General features: G+C 64.6%; 12 protein-coding genes. 2 read left to right on the forward strand and 10 right to left on the reverse strand.

Features of this window, described 5'->3' with window-relative positions; genetic code table 11:
• Window positions 1-11: 11 nt before the first annotated feature.
• Both parC and CSZ94_RS00470 read left to right on the forward strand, forming a co-directional pair.
• On the forward strand, window positions 12-2,366 hold the full coding sequence (gene parC / locus CSZ94_RS00465; RefSeq protein WP_102119679.1) for a DNA topoisomerase IV subunit A: 2,355 nt from the start codon (window positions 12-14) through the stop codon (window positions 2,364-2,366).
• A gap of 187 nt (window positions 2,367-2,553) precedes the next feature.
• Entirely contained in the window at window positions 2,554-2,742 is a 189-nt protein-coding gene (locus CSZ94_RS00470; RefSeq protein WP_180977305.1) for a helix-turn-helix domain-containing protein, read from the forward strand.
• On the opposite strand, the gene CSZ94_RS00475 is transcribed toward CSZ94_RS00470, so the two are convergent.
• The 10 genes from CSZ94_RS00475 to CSZ94_RS00520 all read right to left on the reverse strand — a co-directional run bounded on the left by CSZ94_RS00475 (window position 2,739) and on the right by CSZ94_RS00520 (window position 17,599).
• Window positions 2,739-3,107, reverse strand: coding sequence for a hypothetical protein (locus tag CSZ94_RS00475; RefSeq protein ID WP_146009703.1), 369 nt, complete (start codon window positions 3,105-3,107; stop codon window positions 2,739-2,741). The two genes, CSZ94_RS00470 and CSZ94_RS00475, sit on opposite strands and share 4 nt — an antisense overlap.
• A gap of 5 nt (window positions 3,108-3,112) precedes the next feature.
• Window positions 3,113-5,371 (reverse strand): M43 family zinc metalloprotease, encoded by a 2,259-nt coding sequence (locus CSZ94_RS00480; RefSeq protein WP_219725951.1) that lies wholly within the window; start codon window positions 5,369-5,371, stop codon window positions 3,113-3,115.
• Between the two features lie 165 nt (window positions 5,372-5,536).
• Window positions 5,537-6,013, reverse strand: coding sequence for a hypothetical protein (locus CSZ94_RS00485; protein ID WP_102119682.1), 477 nt, complete (start codon window positions 6,011-6,013; stop codon window positions 5,537-5,539).
• A 224-nt stretch (window positions 6,014-6,237) separates the two neighbouring features.
• Window positions 6,238-7,458, reverse strand: coding sequence for an acetate/propionate family kinase (locus CSZ94_RS00490; protein ID WP_102119683.1), 1,221 nt, complete (start codon window positions 7,456-7,458; stop codon window positions 6,238-6,240).
• Window positions 7,455-8,870: a bifunctional enoyl-CoA hydratase/phosphate acetyltransferase gene (locus CSZ94_RS00495; RefSeq protein ID WP_102119684.1), complete on the reverse strand. Its 1,416-nt coding sequence runs from the start codon at window positions 8,868-8,870 to the stop codon at window positions 7,455-7,457. Before CSZ94_RS00495 ends, CSZ94_RS00490 begins: the two co-directional genes overlap by 4 nt.
• Window positions 8,871-8,879: 9 nt before the next feature.
• Complete coding sequence (locus tag CSZ94_RS00500; RefSeq protein WP_102119685.1) at window positions 8,880-11,126, reverse strand: DUF3141 domain-containing protein; 2,247 nt, start codon at window positions 11,124-11,126, stop codon at window positions 8,880-8,882.
• A 48-nt stretch (window positions 11,127-11,174) separates the two neighbouring features.
• A complete protein-coding gene (locus CSZ94_RS00505) occupies window positions 11,175-12,299 on the reverse strand; it encodes an ABC transporter permease (RefSeq protein ID WP_102119686.1) in 1,125 nt (374 codons plus the stop codon).
• A gap of 4 nt (window positions 12,300-12,303) precedes the next feature.
• Window positions 12,304-15,051: a ribosome-associated ATPase/putative transporter RbbA gene (gene rbbA / locus CSZ94_RS00510; protein WP_102119687.1), complete on the reverse strand. Its 2,748-nt coding sequence runs from the start codon at window positions 15,049-15,051 to the stop codon at window positions 12,304-12,306.
• A gap of 2 nt (window positions 15,052-15,053) precedes the next feature.
• Entirely contained in the window at window positions 15,054-16,127 is a 1,074-nt protein-coding gene (locus tag CSZ94_RS00515; protein WP_102119688.1) for an HlyD family secretion protein, read from the reverse strand.
• Window positions 16,124-17,599: an efflux transporter outer membrane subunit gene (locus tag CSZ94_RS00520; protein ID WP_102119689.1), complete on the reverse strand. Its 1,476-nt coding sequence runs from the start codon at window positions 17,597-17,599 to the stop codon at window positions 16,124-16,126. The genes CSZ94_RS00515 and CSZ94_RS00520 overlap by 4 nt, the downstream gene beginning before the upstream one ends.
• Window positions 17,600-17,607 lie beyond the last annotated feature (8 nt).

Genomic DNA, 17,607 nt, shown 5'->3' on the forward strand with positions numbered 1-17,607 from the left:
AAACAAGCGCTATGTCCACACAAACCAATTTATTTGACGATGCCCAGCCTGAGCCTATCGAGCCGGATGAACCGGTATTCGACGGCGAAGCGCTGACCCTCTCTACCTTCGCCGAGCGCGCCTATCTCGATTACGCCATCTCGGTGGTCAAGGGCCGCGCCCTGCCCGACGTATGCGATGGCCAGAAACCCGTGCAGCGCCGCATCCTGTATGCGATGAATGAGCTGGGACTCAATTCCACGGCGAAGCCGCGCAAATCGGCGGCCGTGGTCGGCGACGTGCTGGGCAAGCTGCATCCGCACGGCGACCAATCCGTGTATGACGCGCTGGTGCGCATGGCGCAGGATTTCTCGCTGCGCTACCCGCTGATCGATGGCCAGGGCAACTTCGGCTCGCGCGATGGCGATGGCGCCGCGGCCATGCGCTACACGGAAGCGCGTTTGACGCCGATCGCCAAGCTGCTGATGGATGAAATCGGCATGGGCACGGTAGACTTCCAGCCCAACTACGACGGTTCGACGGAAGAACCGAAGCTGCTGCCAGCGCGCCTGCCGATGGTGCTGCTGAATGGCGCCTCCGGCATCGCCGTCGGCCTGGCCACGGAAATTCCGTCGCACAACCTGGCGGAAGTGGCGAAAGCGGCTGTCGCCCTGATCCGCGATCCGAAGATGACGCACGCCGAGCTGATGGCCATCATTCCCGGCCCCGACTTCCCTGGCGGCGGCCAGATCATCACGCCGCCCTCGCAAATCCAGGACATGTACGCGAGCGGGCGTGGCAGCATGAAGGTACGCGCGCGCTGGAAGATCGAAGAGCTGGCGCGCGGCCAATGGCAAGCCGTCGTGACGGAACTGCCGCCCGGTACCTCGTCGCAAAAGGTACTGGAAGAAATCGAAGAACTGACGAATCCGAAGATCAAGCTGGGCAAGAAGGCGCTATCGCCGGACCAGGTGACCCTGAAGGCGCTGATCCTCAATTCGCTCGACACCATCCGCGACGAATCAGGCCGCGCCGCGCCCGTGCGCCTGGTGTTCGAACCGAAGTCAAAGAATCAGGACCAGACGGAATTCATGCTGATGCTGCTGGCGCACACCTCGCTGGAATCGTCGACCTCGATCAACCTGGTGATGATAGGCGGCGATGGCCGTCCGCGCCAAAAAGGCCTGGGCGACATCCTGCGCGAGTGGATCGATTTCCGCTTCGAGACCGTCACGCGCCGCACCAGCTACAAACTGGGCAAGGTCAAGGACCGCATCCATATCCTGGAAGGACGCGAAGCGATCCTGCTCAATATCGACAAGGTGATCCAGATCATCCGCAATTCGGATGAGCCGAAAACGGCCCTGATCGAGGCATTCAAACTGTCGGAGCGCCAGGCCGACGACATCCTGGAAATCCGCTTGCGCCAGCTGGCGCGTTTGGAAACGATCAAGATCCAGCAGGAACTGGCCGAGCTGCGCAAGGAAGAAAAGTCGCTGCAAGACCTGCTCGACAATCCGGGTTCGATGAAGCGCGCCATCATCCGCGAGATCGAAGCGGACGCCAAGCAGTTCGGCGATGCGCGCCGTACCCTGATCGAGGAAGCGCAAAAAGCCGTGGCTGAACAAAAAGTGGTCGATGAACCGGTCACCGTCATCATTTCGGAAAAAGGCTGGGTGCGCGCACGCACCGGTATCGGCCATGATGCGGCGCAATTCACCTTCAAGGCAGGCGACACCATGCATGGCGCCTTCGAATGCCGCACGGTCGACACCCTGCTGGGCTTTGGCAACAATGGCAAGATTTACTCGGTTCCCGTCTCGGCCCTGCCCAACGCGCGTGGCGACGGTGTGCCGATCACCACCTTGTGCGACCTGAGCGGCGGCACGCCTGGCAACGCCGTGCGCATCCTGCACTACTTTGCGAGCAATGGCGCCACCAACTTGCTGCTGGCGTCGAGCGCCGGCTACGGCTTCATCGCCAAGGCGGGCGACATGAGCAGCCGCCTGAAAGGCGGCAAGGCCTTCATCACCCTGGACGACGGTGATGTGCCCTTGGCGCCGAAGGTCATCCCCGAGACGGCCAGCGCCCTGGCCTGTTTGACGGAAGGCGCGCGCCTGCTGGTGTTTGGCCTCGATGAAATGAAAACCCTGTCCAAGGGCGGCACCGGGGTCAAGTTGATCGACCTGGACGCCAAGGACAAGCTGCTGGCCGTGCAGCCGATCACCCAGCGCGGCGTGGTGGTTTCGGGCATCGGCCGGGCCGCGAAACCGCAGGATGCATCGCTCGGTGCCACGGCCCTGGCCGAGCACTTCGGCAAGCGCGCGAAGAAGGGCAAGGCGCTGGCGGCCAAGCTGAAACCGGTCTCGATGGCAGCCATCGGCTGAGCGTCATCAATCCATACGGGAAGACAGGTTCGCCTGTCTTTTTTTTCGCCCATCGCCGCCTACCGGCACAGGAAAAAATAATTTTACAGATACTTCCTGCGTTCCCGTTATCCCTGCAGGCATGCCACCGGCATGCTGCCACAGCCAGGAGAACAGGTATGAGCAACAACGATACAGGCAGGCTGCCATGCAGCGCCTGACCCCGGCCGAGAGGCTGGTAGCGACCATGGCGGCCGAAGGCTTGCCGTATAAAAGCATCGCCAGGGAACTGCGCAAGTCGCCAGCCACCGTCCGCAACCAGCTGCATGCGATTTACCAGAAACTCGGCGTGGGCAACCGCACGGCGCTCGCCTGCAAGCTGTGCGGCAAGCCTTAACGCCGCGACAGGCGCAGCACGTCGGGCGTCGCTTCGACGATGTCGATCACCTCTTGCGGACCCGGCGCGCCAGCCAGTGCATAGCGCCCCATGCCCAGGGGAAGCAAGCGGGTAAGCGGGCCGGCACGGGGACGGTCATCGGGGCCGGGCGACAGGCTGGTCATGCTCGCCTCCCCTCCTTCCATGCTCCCGGTACCGACACCAAACTCCAGAACCTTGCGCCCCTTGCGGCTGGGCGGAAAGGCGAACGTGGTCGTGGGCCGGTACACCTCGATACCGTCTGCATCCTCTTCGAAGGAATGCGTCCAGCTACCGCTGGGCAATGCCATCGTCATGCCGTGCATACCGCCTCCCGTTCGATACATTGACGTCAGAAACACGATACCACGCCGCCCAGGCTTTCATAGCCGCGCACGGAGGGCGACCAGGCCGTGCCGTTCCACGCCTTGTGGAACAGGGCGCCATTCGTCCCCGTGACAAACACGTCGAGGCGGTTCGCCGCCCAGGCCGTGGCGCGCGGCCGCGAAGTGCACACGCCGCCCAGGTTTTCAAAGCCCGTCACGGATGGCGACCAGACGGATCCGTTCCATGCCTTGTGGTACAGGGCGCTGTCCGTGCCGATGACGAACAGGTCGAGCCGCTTGGGCGCCCACGACACGGCTTCCACCTCGCCCAAGCATATACCGCCCAGGCGCTCGAAGCCGTCGATGGACGGCCCCCATTTGGCGCCATCCCACCATTTATGGTATAGCGCGCCATCGGTGCCCGTGACAAACACATCGAGTCGGTTCGGTCCCCACGCCACCGCCTTCGGCGACGAGGTGCAGATGCCGCCCAGGCGCTCATAGCCAGTCAGCGACGGTCCCCAGGCCGTGCCGTTCCACCATTTATGATACAGCGCACGGTCGGAACCAATGACGAAGACGTCCAGGCGGTTCGGCCCCCACGCCACGGCTTCCGGCTGCTCCAGGCAGATACCGCCCATGGCTTCGTAGCCCGTCAGCGATGGCCCCCAGGCGGAACCGTTCCACCACTTGTGATACAGGCAGCGGTCCGTGCCGACGACAAACACGTCGAGACGGTTCGGCCCCCAGGCCACGGCGCGGGGATCTCCCACACACAGCCCGCCCATCGCTTCATAGCCGGTCAGCGACGGCCCCCAGGCCGTGCCATTCCACCACTTGTGGAACAAGCCGCTGTCGGTATCCGTGACGAACACGTCGAGCCGGTCCGGTGCCCACGACACCACCTGCGGCGCACTGGTACAGATGCCACCCTGCCCTTCGAAGCCGGTGACGGACGGCGCCCAGGCCGTGCCATTCCATGCCTTGTGGTACAGCGCGAGGTCCGTACCCAGCACGAAGACGTCGAGGCGCTGCGCGCCCCAGGCCACGACGGGAGAAGAACTCGGGCGCGGCGTGGCGCCAGTGCCTCCCGTCGCGGTGCCGATGCTGGCGCGCGGACCATCGAGACAGGCCTGCATGCGCGCCACCTGGCCAGCGGTGAACATGAACATGGCGGGATCGTCGACATAATCCATGTAGTTCATGAACAGGTCGCCATTCGGTCCGTTGCTGCAGGAAACATGCGGGAACGATGGCTGGCCCGTGTTCGGCCCGCCTTGATTCGGCGTGTCGGCCACATTGTCCGAGCCCGAGCACCCCGTGCCGTCATCGCCCCAGATATGGTTCAGGTTCAGCCAGTGGCCGATTTCATGCGTGGCCGTGCGTCCCAGGTGGAACGGTGGCGCGGCCGTGCCAGTCGTGCCGAAGGCCGATTGCAGAATCACCACGCCGTCGGTGGCGGCCGGGCCGCCGGGAAATTGCGCGTAGCCCAGCAAGCCGCCACCCAGCTGGCACGCCCAGATATTCAGGTAACTGTCGGCCGGCCAGGCATCCATGCCGCCCGTCGCCTGCGACTTCACGGCATCGTCGGCGCCAAACGATGCCACCGTCGTCTGGCGCCGCTCGATGCCGCTGGTCGCCGCGCCATGCGGATCGATCGTGGCCAGCGCAAACTCCACGTGCGCATCGGCCGTCAGCGGCAGGAACGGTGCCGGCGTGCTGTTCACATCCGGATTGACGCGCCGGAAATCCCGGTTCAACACATCGATCTGGCTGGCGATCTGCGCATCCGAAATATTCTGCGCGGCCGTATTCCACACCACGTGCACCACCACCGGTATCTGCGTCACGCCGGAACGGCTGGCAATGTCGCTGTCACCCTCGTAGAGTCCGGCCAGGTTTTCAATATCGGCGCGCACGCTCGCATAGGAAGGATCTTCGCTCAGCAGGCGGCGATGCACGTCCATCGTGGCGCAGGTGCGTGTCTGCGGCGTGCCGCCACCCTGTCCCCCATTACCGCCGCCCATGCCGCCCCCGCCACCATCGCGGTCGCCACTCATGCCGCCGCCAGGCATGCTCCAGGCGGCAGGAGTGGCGCCAGCATCGGTGGCGGCCTGGTCGGCATACGACATGCCCAGGCGGGTCCCGGACATGGCATCGCTGCCTGCCACGCCAGCGTCGGCCCGTACGTCGCCCTCGACCGGCATCGCCTGCATGGAAGACATGGCAGGCATACCTACCGCCGAACCGGTGGCCGGTGATTTTTTCGTTTTAGCGGTGCTCATGATGTCTCCCTTCGTCTGTTTGCCAGTTCACTATGGCACGGCGAAAAGAGGAGCATTTGCGCCAGATCAAGACTGGCAAGCGGTGGCCAAGAAAAGTGGCGGACGAAAAAAAAGACAGCCGAAGCTGTCTTTGGGGCTTGCAGGCCGTGGCCCGTAAATAGGGAATTACTTGGCGGCGGCGGCCTTGACTTCAGCGTCCGCCTTGGCCTTGGCTTCTTCCGTCTTGGTGGCGGCGATGGCCTTATCGGCGTTCGCTTCCACTTTTTCCTTGGCGACCTTGGCATCCGCTTTCACGGAGGTTTTGCCCGCTTTCGCATCGGCCTTGGCAGCAGCCTTGTCAGCCTTGGCTTGCGCCTTCATCTTGTCTTCCGCATCGGCATCGACTACTTTGTCGTGGGCCTTGGCCTTGGTTTTGTTCGCCTTGTGCTGGGCGTCGGCTTTCTTTTCGTCAGCCTTCATTTCTGCCTTGGCGACATTGGCGTCAGCCTTGGCATCGACTTTGGCTTCCTTGTTGGCAGCCTTGTTGATGTCATGCTGCGCAGACGCCTGAGCGCTGGCAACGGCTGGGGTAACTGGCGACGTTTGCGCGATGGCAGCGGTGGCAAACAGGGTAGCGATCAGGGCGGCGAGTAATTTGTTCATGATGAGACCTTTCAATATGGTTTAATTTTATTCTTACTAAAGGCGGGCAAAATGTTCAAAATTTGCCAGGCATCGCGCTGTTTCTTGATGTAGCGCAATGGCATGACTTCATAGTAAAGATAACTGGCAAACCACACTGTGCGCTATCGCACTCAACGGGCACTCAACGAAAAATATGTGCAATTCGGCAAATTTCCCATCGGCTGCGATGGCTTGTCAGATCCTCATGCGCTGATGGCCAGGGCCGCATGGCGTGCTGCCACCCATTCCTCGTTGGCCGGTTCCACGCCCACCACGATGCGACTGGCATCGGTGGAAATACGGCTGGCGTTGCGCGCATTGGCCTCCGCGTCGAGCACGGGGCCGATGAAACCCAGCTCGGTGCAGATGCGCTGGCGCAGTTCGGCGCTGTGCTCGCCGATACCGGCCGTAAACACCAGCATGTCCAGCCCACCCAGCACGGCCGTCAGGGCGCCGATCTCGCGCACGATGCGGCGGATATACAGGGCCAGCGCGGCGCGGATGCGCTCGCCCGTGGCATCTTGCCGGTCCTGCTGCGCCAGCAGCACTGGCGGATCGGCCGACACGCCGGAGACACCCAGCAAGCCCGACTCGTGATACAGCACATGCGCCACTTTTTCCAGCGACAGTTTTTCGATTTCCATCAGGTAGATCACGGCGCCCGGATCGAGCGAACCGCAGCGCGTACCCATCATCAGGCCATCGAGCACGGAAAAGCCCATGGTCGTGGCCACGCTATGCAGGTCCTCCATGGCGCACAGGCTGGCGCCGCTGCCCAGGTGGGCGACGATGACCTTGCCGCGCGCGACAGGGCCGAAGCGCTGCTCCAGCACCAGCGACTGGTATTCGTACGACAGGCCGTGGAAGCCGTAGCGGCGCAAGCCCCGCTCCCAGGCTTCGTAGGGCAGCGGCAGCATCTGTTCGACCTGCGGCACCGTGTGGTGAAAGGCCGTGTCGAAGCACGCCACCTGGGCAATGTCGGGCCTCGATTCCAGCAGCACCTCGATCGCCTCCAATGCAAATGGCTGGTGCAACGGCGCCAGCGGTACAAAACTTTTCAAGTCCGCCAGCACCTTGAAATCGATGCGTACGGGAGCGAAATATTTGCTGCCGCCATGCACCACGCGATGCGCCACGGCGCGCAGCGGGCGCCCGGCCAGCTGCGCCACGACTTGCGCGCGGATGGTTTCAAGGGCTGCGTGATGCGGTTTATCCGGGTCGAGCTGCAGGGATACAGCCGGCAGGCCGCCGGCGCGGTAAGTGGCGTTTTCGCGGCCGATGCCTTCGACCTTGCCGCTCCATTGCGCCTGCTGCGGCAGCACGCCGCCGGCTTGCTCGAACAGGGCGAACTTGATGCTCGACGAGCCGCAATTGAGCACCAGGATCAGGCTGCCGTCGGCGGCATATTGGACTGGTGCGTTCATGGTGGCGTGCTCCGGTAATGATTGGCCAGCATCACGGCGATGGCGCACGAGGCGATGCGGCTGGCGCGCGAATCGGCGCGGCTGGTGAGGATGACGGGGATTTTCGCGCCCAGCACGATGCCGGCGCTGTCCGCGTCGCCCATGTATTCAAGCTGCTTGGCCAGCATGTTGCCGCTTTCCAGGTCGGGCACCAGCAGGATGTCGGCGCGGCCCGCCACTTCCGAGACGATGCCCTTGACGGTGGCGGCGGCGATCGAGACGGCATTGTCGAAGGCCAGCGGGCCATCGAGGATGGCGCCCGTGATTTGTCCACGGTCAGCCATCTTGCACAGGGCGGCCGCGTCCAGGGTGGCCGGCATGTCCGCGTTCACCGTTTCCACGGCGGCCAGGATGGCCACGCGCGGCCTGGCCACGCCGATCACGTGCGCCAGGTCGATGGCGTTGCGCACGATGTCGGCCTTCATGGCCAGGTTCGGCGCGATATTGATGGCCGCATCCGTGATGATGAAAGGACGCGGATACGCGGGCGTCTGCATCAGGAAGCAGTGGCTGATGCGGCGCTTGGTGCGCAGGCCGGCGCTGGCGGCCAGCACGGCCGACATCAGTTCATCCGTGTGCAGGCTGCCCTTCATCAGCGCCTCGACTTCGCCCTTGCCCGCCAGTTCGGCGCCGCGCGCGGCGGCAGCATGGCTATGCTCGACATCCTCGATGGCGATGCCGGCCAGGCTCAGGCCCGCTTCCAGCGCCACCGCTTCCAGGCGCGCGCGCGGCGCCACCAGCACGGGCGTGATCAGGCCGGCAGCATGCGCGTCGAGCGCGCCCGACAGGCTCAGTTCATCGCAGGGGTGAATCACGGCCACCCTGATCGGACCCAGCGTGCGCGCATGTTCCAGCAGGCGCCGCGTGCCGTCGCCGTTATGCAGGCGCACTTCGGGCAGGGTGGCGCGTACTCTTTCGATCTGTTCGGCGGGCGCGATCACCTGCGCCTCGCCATCGAGCACCACGGCGCCATGCTGGTTGACGCAGCGACAGGCCAGCGTCACGTGGCGGTTACGCAGCTCGAGCGCGGTGACGGTGACGCTGATGGCCAGCGTATCACCCACGCGCACGGGCTGCAGGAAACGCAGGGTCTGGCCCGTGTAGACGGTGCCGGCGCCGGGCAGGCGCGTGCCCAGCACAGCAGAGATGAGGGCAGCGCCCCACATGCCGTGCGCGATGACGCCCTGGTAGCGGCTGGAGGCGGCAAATTCGGCATCCAGGTGCTGTGGATTGTCATCGCCCGACATCACCGCGAACAGGGCGATATCATCCATGCTCAGGGTGCGCGTGATGCTGGCAGTGTCGCCGATGGCGATCTGGTCGAAGGTGCGGTTACGCACGATATGCAAATCATCGTCTTGGATAGTAGTCATCTTGGTCTTCTAGGCAGAGGTAATGTGTTTGGCAGGTTTGGCTTCGGGTCTAGCTTGCGGCAGCGCCTTGAGCTGGGCCTTGGTCGCGCGCTCGAAGACCTCCAGCATCTGCTGCAGGCTCGCTTCCTCGTCCGGCGTCGGCGCTTCGGGCACTTGCAGCACTTGCTGCAGCCATTCGCCCAGCGCGCCGATGGCATCCGGTTCGGCACGCGACAGCAAGGTCGGCAAGGCGGCGATGGCGGCATCGAAATCATGCAGCATCAATCGCGCCTGCTGGCGCACGATGCCGCGGAATTCTTCCATGCTGAAACCCTGCGTGTATTGCGGCTTGACCAATTTGAGGGCCAGGTTGACCCGGCGCTCGTCGGCGATCATGCGGAAGCGGTAGATGTAGAACAGCGCGCGCACGGCCGCCTCCACCAGACCCCCGTGTTGCATCTCCTCGCCCATCTTGCGCGTTTCGCAGCGCACGTATTCGCAATGCTCGGGCGAGATACCGGGATGAGGACGCGGCGGCGTAGTATCGCCGATGGCTTGTCCCGTCAGCGCCTGCACCAGGGGAGAACCGTACACCAGGTCGAAGGTCGTTTCCTGCACCGTGTCGCGCCAGTCGCGCCAGCTGTTCAAGCCGGCAGTGATGGCGCCGGAGATGGCCTCCTGCATGGCCAGCAGCGGATTGTCGGGCGCCACCGGCTGGCGATGGGCGCGCACTTTTTCCGCCTCTTTGGCCACCAGCTTGGCCAGCGGATTGTGGTCCGTCCAGCGCTCGTACGATACGCGCAGCGGATGCGTGAGCTGCAGGAAGCGCGCCGACTGCGGCGTGACCATGGCGCGCACCCACGGCTGCGCGAAGGTACGGTACAGCGCCAGGTTCACTTCGGACACGCGCGCCGCAGCGGCGAACTTGCGGTCGTTTTCCACGCTAGGCTGCACGATGGCGCGCACATCCTCGATGCCGCGGTGTTCGACCTGCAGCACATAGTCGCCGCTGGCCAGGTCGGCGTTCGGCGTATCGGGCGTCTTGTCGACGATTCGCGCTTCATAGATGCCGGCCGGCAGCAGGTTGATCAGGTCGATATTGCTGGCGAATTTCTGGTGTTCCTTGTGTCCTACCTTGGCCGACACGAAAATACCCAGGTGGCCGATGCTGTCATGCACCGCATACACGATGGTCTGGTCGTGCATCAGCACATCGTTATCGTCAAGGTACAGGTCCGTGATCCAGCCCAGCGCCTGCGGTGGCGGCGTGATGTTGTCGCCGTTCGAGCAGAACACAACGATGGGCGAACGGATATTGCGCAAGTCCAGGCGCACGCCGTCGGCGGTGATCAACTCCGCCGTGGCCAGGCGGTTGCCGATGAACAGATTGTCGACGATGTACTGCATCTCGACATCGTTGAGGAACACGTGGCCGCCCCAGTATTTTTCAAATTCCAGGTAACGGGGCGCTTCCGTATCGATGTTTGCGTACAGCTTGTACTGCTTGCTCCACAGGGTATTGGCAGGGTTCAGTTTCTCGAAATTCTGCACCAGGCTGGCGCCGTCGAAACGGCCGTTGCCCAGGTCACCCGCCAGCGCCGTGGCCCAGCTGCCGCCCATCAGCCCACCCGCATAGCGCATCGGATTGCGGCCATGCCAGCCAGCCCAGTACGACACGGGCGCGCCGGCCACGATGATGGGACCGAACAGCTCCGGGCGCATGGCCGCCGTCATGAGGATTTGCCAACCCGCCTGGCAATTGCCGATGACGACGGGCTTGCCCTCGCTGAGCGGATGCAGGGCGATGACTTTCTCCAGGAAGGCCGCCTCGGCGTGCATCACGTCTTCCACCGTCTGCCCCGGCACGGGATCGGGCAGGAAGCCGATGAAGTAGCACGGGTGGCCGGCGCGCAGGGCCACGCCGATCTCGCTTTCCGCCTTGAAGCCGCCGATGCCGGGACCGTGGCCGGCGCGCGGGTCGACGACGACGAATGGCCGCTTGGCTTGATCGGGCTGCGGTGCATCGGGCGTCAATATGCGCGCCAGGCCGTAGTTGACGGGACACGCCAGTTCCAGGCCGGACATCACCAGTTCGGCGGGGAAGTCCAGCACGTTCGGCACTTCCTCCGCCAGATGCTCCTGGTACTGGTTGCCGCGCCGGCGCATCACGTCCGCGTACAGCACGATGCGCTGCCACGAGTCGCGCGCATAGTCGCCCAGCATGCCCAGGGACGGCAAGCCGCCGGTGGAAAAAAATGGAGCAGATTCGATCTTCATGACTATCCTTTTCATGCGAACAGGCGCCGGAACATTCCGGCGCGGGGCCTACGCCATCTGGCTGATGGTCTTGCGAAAACGCGCCAGAGCGAAGGTAAACAGGACCGTGCCGATTGCCAGCAGGGCCAGGAACGGTTTCCATACCACGTCGATGCCGGCGCCCCGGTACAGGATCGCCTGGCTCAATTCGACGAAATGCGTGGTCGGCGCGATCAGCATGATGTTCTGCACCAGTTCGGGCATGCTTTCGCGCGGCGTGCTGCCGCCCGAGAGCATCTGCAGCGGCAGCAGCACGAGGATCAGGAGCATGCCGAACTGCGGCATGCTGCGCGCCACGGTGGCCAGGAAAATGCCCATCGAGGTGGTGGCAAACAAGTGCAGGGCCGCGCCGCACAGGAACAGTGCGATCGAGCCTTCGATGGGCACATGCAGAATGCCGCGCACCACCAGGTTCAGGGACAGGGCGGCGGCCAGCAGCACCACGAGGCCCATCGACCATACCTTGCCCAGCATGATTTCGGCCGGCGTCACGGGCATCACCAGCAAGTGCTCGATGGTGCCGTGTTCGCGCTCGCGGATCAGGGCCGCACCCGTGAGGATGATCGACAGCATCGTCACCTGGTTGATGATTTCCATCAGCGAGCCAAACCACGCCTGGCTCAGCGAAGGATTGAAGCGCGCGCGCATCACCAGCTCCACCGGCGAGACCGTCGCGCCGCGATAGCGCTTGGCGAATTCGGCCACTTCGCCGGCGACGATCTGCTGGATGTAGCCGCTACCGCTGAAAGCCTGGCTCATGCGCGTGGCATCCACGTTCAGTTGCAGCTCCGCCTGGTGCCCGCCCAGCACGTCCGCCTGCAGCTTGGGCGGTATCGTCAGCACGAACGTGTACTGGCCCGCGTCCAGGCCCGCATCGACCTGGCTCTGGTTGATCATGGCCGGCGGCGTGAACTGCGGCGGGAAGAAGGCCGAGGCGATGCGTCCGGAAAGCGGCGAACCATCCTCGTCGACGATGGCAATCGAGGCCATGTGCAGGGTTTCCGGCTTGGCCGTGGCAGCCACGTAAATCGCCAGCGTAAAGGTATACAAAATCAGGACCAGCATCATCGGGTCGCGGATCAGGCTCCAGATTTCCTTCATGCCCAGGCGGTAGATATTTTCAAGATGGCGCATACGCTTACGACTCCTGTTTCTTCAGCAGCGCTACCGTCAGGCCGAGGATCACGGGGATCGCCACGATCAGGGGCCAGAACGAGGCGTGCAGGTCGCCGAATCCCAGCGCCTTGTTGAACACGCCCCGGCTGATATTGAGCATGTGCGTGGCCGGGTACATCAGGCCGATGGCCTTGCCCACGCCTTCCATCGACGAGACGGGGTTGAGCAGGCCGGAAAACTGGATGGCCGGGATCATGGTGCCGATCATGGTCACGAACAGGGCCGCGATCTGGCTGCGCGTAAACGTCGAGGCGAACAGGCCGATGCCGGTGGCGCAGATGTTGAAGATGAAGGTGGCAGCGATCAGGGTCGGCAAGCTGCCCTTGATCGGCACGCCGAAGGCGGTCACCGCCAGCAGGGCCATGAGGGTGAAGTTGAACATCGCCAGCACGACGTACGGCACCTGCTTGCCGAGCAAGAATTCCAGGCGCGTGACGGGCGTCACGTACAGATTGATGATGGAGCCCAGTTCCTTTTCACGCACCACGGACAGCGCCGCCAGCATGGCCGGCAGCATCAGCAGCAACAGGGGAATCACGGCCGGCACCATGGCGGGCAGGCTTTTCACGTCGGGGTTGTAGCAATAGCGCGTCTGGATGGCGACCGGGTTGCTCAGCGTGATGCCATAGCGGTGCAAGGCCTGATCGGCCAGCCACAGCTGATGCATGCCCTGCACGTAACCCTGCACGGTTTCGGCGCGCATCGGCATGGCGCCATCGATCCACGCTCCCACCTGCGCTGGCGCGCCGCGCTGCACGTCGCGCGCAAAGCCGGGCGGAATCTCGATGGCCAGCGACAATTCGCCGCTGCGCATGCGCTTGTCGATATCGGCATAGTCGCGCAGCGGCGGGTGCTCGACGAAGTAGCGCGAGCCGGCCAGATTGTTCGTGTAATTCTGGCTCAAGGTCGTCTGGTCGTGGTCGAGCACCGCGTAACTGAGGTCTTCCACATCCAGGCTGATGCCGAAGCCGATGACGAACAGCAGCAGCACGGAACCGCCCAGCGCCAGGGTCAGACGCACGGGATCACGGCGCAATTCCAGCGTTTCGCGCCACATGTAGCTGAGCATGCGGCCCAGACTGAAGCGGCTGCGCTGCTGCTTCTGCTGCGGCGCCTGCGCTACCGCTTCCTGCACGGGAGCCGGCGTTTCCTCCGCTGTCGCCGCTGCCGTGCCGCCACCCGCCTCTTCCAGGTAGGCGATGAATGCCGCTTCCAGCGATGGTGCGCCCTTCTTGCGCACCAGTTCGGCCGGCGCATCGCTGACCAGCACTTTACCCGCATGCATCAGCGAGATGCGGTCGCAACGTTCCGCCTCGTTCATGAAATGGGTGGAGATGAAAATGGTGACGCGGTCGCGCCGCGCCAGCTCGATCATCAGGCGCCAGAAATTATCGCGCGCAATGGGGTCGACGCCGGACGTGGGCTCGTCGAGAATCAGCATCTCCGGCTTGTGCACCATCGCCACGGCCAGCGACAAACGCTGGCGTATGCCCAGCGGCAGCTTGTCGGGCAGGTCGTCCATCACCTCGCGCAAGTCGAAACGCTGCGCCATTTCGTCGATGCGGGCCCCGATTTCGCTCTTGGGCACGTGGAACAGGCGCGCGTGCAGCACCAGGTTCTGGCGCACCGTCAATTCGCTATACAGCGAGAACGCCTGCGACATGTAGCCGACTCTCCTGCGCGTGTCGATATCGTTGGAATCGACTTCCTTGCCGAACAGCCATGCCTTGCCTTCCGTTGCCGGCAGCAGGCCCGTGAGCATCTTCATGGTGGTCGATTTGCCGCAGCCGTTCGAACCCAGGAAGCCGAAAATCTCGCCGCGGCCGATGCGGAAATTCACATGGTCGACGGCCGTAAAATCGCCGAAGCGCATGGTCAGGTCTTGCGCCTCGATGGCCACATCCTGCGCGCTGGCGGCATCGAGCGGGGTGATGACCACGGGCTGGTGGCCAGCGCGCTTGGCTTCGGGCAGCAGCTTGATAAAGGCCGCTTCCAGGTTGTCGCTTTGCGTGCGCGCCAGCAGTTCGGCCGGCGTACCCGTATCGAGTACCTTGCCGTCATCCATGGCCACTAACCAATCGAAGCGCTGCGCCTCATCCATATAGGCCGTGGCGACTATCACGCTCATCTGCGGGCGCTGCACGCGAATGCCGGCGATCAGGTCCCAGAACTGGGCCCGCGCCAGCGGATCGACGCCGGTGGTCGGTTCATCGAGAATGAGCAGGTCGGGATCGTGGATCAGCGCGCAGCACAGGCCCAGTTTCTGCTTCATGCCGCCCGACAGCTTGCCCGCCGGGCGCGCCAGGAAGGGATACAAGCCCGTGCTGCGGGTCAGCTGGTCGATGCGGCGGCGGCGTTCGGCGGCATCGTGGCCGAACAGGCGCGCGAAAAACTGCAGGTTTTCCTCGACCGACAGGGTCGGATACAAATTCTTGCCCAGGCCTTGCGGCATGTAGGCGATACGCGGGCAGACGTCGTCGCGATGGCGCGCATCGCGCATGTCGCCACCCAGCGCCATGACGCTGCCCTGCTGCACGACGCGTGCGCCGGCCACCAGCGACAGCAGGCTCGATTTGCCCACGCCATCGGGACCGATCAAGCCCACCATGCGGCCGGTCGGCACATCGAGGTCGATGGCGGCTAGCGCCACCGTCTTGCCGTAATGCTGGCTGACGCCCTTGATGCTGACGACAAATGGGGTCACGTCCATGGTCACTGCGGAACCTTGGACGTCAGTTCAGCGGGCCATGCCTGCTTAGTATCGAGGCGCACCCACGCCACGCCGGGCAAGCCCACCTTGACCAGCGCCAGGTGCTTTTGCAATAGCTCGCGGCTAATCTGCGCTTTCACGCGGAACATCAGCTTCTGGCGCTCGCTGGCCGTTTCCACCGTCTTCGGCGTGAATTGCGCGCTGGCAGCGACAAAGGAAATCGTCGCCGGAATCACGTAATTGGGCGCTGCGTCGAGGATGATGCGCACTTCGCCGCCCATCGCCACCTTGCCGGCCGCCGTCTCGGGCAGGAAGAAGGTCATGTAGACATCCGACAGGTCGACCAGGTTGAGCACCTTCCCGCCACCGGCCAGCACTTCGCCCTGCTGCGCCACCAGGTACTGCACGCGGCCGTCGCGCGGCGCTTCCAGTTGGCCGTCGGCCAGGTCGGCGTCGATGCGCGCGGTGGTCGCTTCGGCGGCCGTCACGGCGGAACGCGAACCGACCACTTGCGCCTTCGCCGCGTCGATGGCCGCCTGCGCCGCCGTGACCTGCGCCTTGGCCGCATTCAGGGCCGCAGCCACGCTACGCACGCGGGCGCGGTCATCGTCGAGTTCCTGTACCGAGGAAGCGCCCTCTTTCGACAAGGTTTCCGAGCGGGCCAGGCGGCGCCGGGCCGCATCGAGTTCGCTTTCACGCTGCGCCACCAGGGCCAGCGCGGCCGCCTTGTCGCTCTCGCGCACGGCCACCTGCGCCTGCGCACCGACCACCGCGTCGGACGCCTGCTGCTGGCGCGCGCGCGCTTCGTCGCGCTGCGCCGTCAGCGAATCCACCTGCATGGTGGCCAGCGACTGCCCCGCCTTGACGAAGTCGCCCTCGCGCACGAGGATGTCCTTGACGCGGCCAGCCAGCTTGGTGGCGACGTCGATCTCGGTGGCTTCGATGCGGCCATTGCCGCTGACAAAACCTTCTCCGGGGCCGGTGGGACGCATTTTTTGCCAGGCCGCATAGCCCAGCACGAGAACGGCCACGATCAGTGCGGCGGGAATGAGTTTTTTCTTCAGTTGTGGAGTCATGGTGTAGGCAATCGCAATTTATTGGAGAACGTGGTGACGGCGGGCGCGCCGCCGCCCAGCGCGGCATACAGGCTGACCTGGCTCGATAGCAGCGCGCGGCGCGTCTGCACCAGTTGCTGCTCCACCGACAGCAGGTCGCGCTGCGCGTCGAGTACTTCCAGGTAGGGCGCGGCGCCGTTGTCGTAGCGCAGCTTGGCCAGGCGCGCCCGTTCGCTCTGCGCGGCCAGGGTGGTCTTGCCGATGTCGACTTGCAGCGCCAGCCAGCGCCGGTTCGACAACGCGTCAGCCACTTCGCGGAAGGCACCCTGCACGCTCTTTTCATAATTGGCCACGGCCACGTCGCGGCGTACCTCGGCCAGGTCCATGTTGGCGCGGATGCGGCCCGCGTCGAAGATCGGCAGCACCAGGCGCGGCGCGAAATTCCAGGCGCCGCTGCCCGAGTCGAACAGGCCGCGCAATTCCGCACTGGCCGTGCCGTAGGCAGCCGTCAACGAAATCGTGGGGAAGAAGGCGGCGCGCGCGGCGCCGATATTGGCTTGCGCGGCGTGCAGCTGATGCTCGGCCGCCACCAGGTCGGGGCGTTGCGTGAGTAAAGCCGAGGGCAGGCCCGCATGCAGCGGCTGCAGCACGCTGGCGTCGTCGAAGCGGCGCGCATCACCAGCCACCGGCGTCAGGTCGACCGGGCCGCCCACCAGCTGGGCCAGCGCATGCGCTTGTATGGCACGCGCCTGCTCCAGCTGCGCCGACAGCGACAAGGCCTGGCTGAGCAGGGTTTCCACCTGCGTCAAGTCCAGCTTGGAAATCGAACCCACTTCGAAGCGACGCGTAAAGATGCGCAGCGACTCGGCGCGGCTGTCGACCGTGGCGCGCGCCAGCGCCACGCGTTCATCGAGTTCGCGCAAGCCCAGGTAGCCATTGGCCACCTGCGCCACCAGGGCCACGCCGACGGCGCGGCGCGCTTCGTCGCTGGCCAGCAGGGTTTGCAGCGCGCTGTCCTTCAGGCTGCGCACGCGGCCCCAGAAATCGAGCTCCCAGGCGCTCACGTTCAAACCCGTTTGGTACTGCGCGCTCGTCATGGGCCGCCCCGTCACGCTCAGGTCACCGGGCACGCGCGCACGGCTACCGGAGGCTCCCAGCGCAATGGTGGGAAACTGTTCGGCGCGTTGCATGCCATATGCGGCGCGCGCCTCTGCCACGCGCAGGGCAGCGATGCGGATATCGCGGTTGCTGGCCAGCGCCTGCGCAATCAGCGCCTGCAGGCGCGCGTCGGCAAAGTAGGCTTGCCAGGCGATGTCCGCAGCGCGCGCGCCGGCCGGATCGGTTTCCGGATACTGCGCCGCTACCGGTAGCGGCGGTGGCGCGTACGGCGGCGCCATCGAGGCGCAGCCAGCCAGGGCCAGCGTGGCGGCCAGTGCAGTGGCCAGCGCGGCCATCCTGGCGCACGCAGATAAAGCGGGAACAGGCATGATCATCTTCTTCC

This window comes from Janthinobacterium sp. ROICE36 (genome assembly GCF_002869965.1).
In the GTDB taxonomy this organism is placed as follows: Bacteria; Pseudomonadota; Gammaproteobacteria; order Burkholderiales; family Burkholderiaceae_D; genus Janthinobacterium.